The sequence below is a fragment of the Acidithiobacillus concretivorus genome (assembly GCF_018853445.1).
In the GTDB taxonomy this organism is placed as follows: Bacteria; Pseudomonadota; Gammaproteobacteria; order Acidithiobacillales; family Acidithiobacillaceae; genus Acidithiobacillus; species Acidithiobacillus concretivorus.
Genome location: NZ_JABELD010000120.1, coordinates 1 through 880, shown reverse-complemented (window position 1 = coordinate 880; position 880 = coordinate 1). Strand labels below are relative to the sequence as shown.

Annotated in this window: 2 protein-coding genes; both read left to right on the top strand. The window is 57.2% G+C overall.

What is annotated here, in order from left to right:
* Positions 1–672: MotA/TolQ/ExbB proton channel family protein (locus tag HJG40_RS13190; protein WP_215864623.1), on the top strand; the 672-nt coding region annotated here is incomplete at its 5' end.
* Positions 672–880 (top strand): ExbD/TolR family protein (locus HJG40_RS13185; RefSeq protein WP_215864622.1); only part of this gene is annotated, 209 nt, incomplete at its 3' end. The genes HJG40_RS13190 and HJG40_RS13185, both read left to right, overlap by 1 nt.

Genomic DNA, 880 nt, shown 5'->3' with positions numbered 1-880 from the left:
TATCTCATTCACCTCGCCAACTACTCGGACGGGGTTCTATACATTTTGGGCCTGATGCTGCTGGTGGAACTGGCGGTGATGGTGGATCGTTTCTGGTACCTGCGGCGGACCATTCTGCGCGGTCTGGTGTTTGTGCAAGAACTGGGGCGTCATGGCCGCCTCGACCGTGAAGCCCTCAACACCCTGGCAGAAGACGCAGGCGACTTACCCGAAGCCGCATTGCTGCGCACCGCTGCCGCTCATAGTGGTCAGGTGAAAGGCGAAGCCCTCGCCAGCCGTCTGGAAGAAAGCGTGCTGGTCATTGCGCCGAAACTGGACCGCCGCCTGTGGTTGCTGGACACCATTATTACCTTGGCCCCCCTGCTCGGTTTGTTCGGGACCATCATCGGCATGTTCCATGCGTTCTCAGTGTTGGCCCAGCCCGGACACGCGCCCATGCAGGTCACGGGTGGCGTTGCCGATGCGCTGGTATCCACCGCTTCCGGTCTGTTCATCGCCATGCTCGGTTTGTTGACCTTCAACGCCTTCAACAATCAGGTGCGCATGATTCTGCTGCAACTGGACTCGGTCAAAACCATGCTCATCAACCGCATGGATGGTCAGCCGGTCGTGACTTTTGACGCTGAAGGCCGTCCCAATGCCGAAGCGGTTGCCGTGGCGAGGGCAGGATAATGAACCGGCGTTACTTCGAGCAGAAGAAAGGCCGGGTCGAAATCATTCCAATGATCGACATCATGCTTTTCCTGCTGGTGTTTTTCATCATGATCACTCTGCAGATGATTCCCGACAAGGGCCTCAATTTGCAGTTGCCCACTTCCAGTGAAGCCCAGAGTCTGCCGCGCCCGCATTTCACCATCAACATCAACAAAGATGGGTCAGT